This is a genomic window from Gordonia otitidis NBRC 100426, from assembly GCF_000248075.1.
Taxonomy (GTDB): domain Bacteria; phylum Actinomycetota; class Actinomycetes; order Mycobacteriales; family Mycobacteriaceae; genus Gordonia; species Gordonia otitidis.
The window spans coordinates 1-453 of sequence record NZ_BAFB01000263.1 but is presented as its reverse complement, the minus strand read 5'-3'; the positions used below and the strand labels follow the sequence as shown (position 1 = coordinate 453).

Annotated in this window: 1 protein-coding gene; it reads left to right on the top strand. The window is 48.1% G+C overall.

The window, feature by feature from the left end; translation table 11 throughout:
- Window positions 1-138 precede the first annotated feature (138 nt).
- The coding region (locus GOOTI_RS26560; RefSeq protein ID WP_007241263.1) for a hypothetical protein at window positions 139-453 on the top strand (315 nt) is incomplete at its 3' end.

Here is a 453-nt window from a genome sequence, read left to right as displayed (position 1 = left end):
ATGGTCGTCGTTGTCCTGCTGCTTGTCGTCTAACGCCATGCTCATAAATCTTCCTCTCACTAATGAGCACTGGACTTACACAGACCATCTGACACCCCCGACGGAATCATCGGACATTCTTGTCCAGAATCACCGGACATGAGCGTCCACCTAACTTCTAAGAGAACTTCTCATATAACTTCTAATAGTACATCTAATACATATACAGAGCTTGAAGGTAGGACATTCCCTAACGGTCCTGTCCTACAAACTTCTCAGTCTGAGGCTGCTATCCACTCTGGCGCTTTACTTGAACATTCTTCGATTGGTGATTCTGTCGATGAGGAGTCTAAGGGTTCGAGTGATGGTGCTTTGACTAAGCGCGACGTGGTCGCTGTTGAGTGCGTTGAGGTCGCGCAGGGTTCTAGTGTTCTAAAGGAAAGCGGCAGTGACGAGGAAGAGACGGGTGTATCT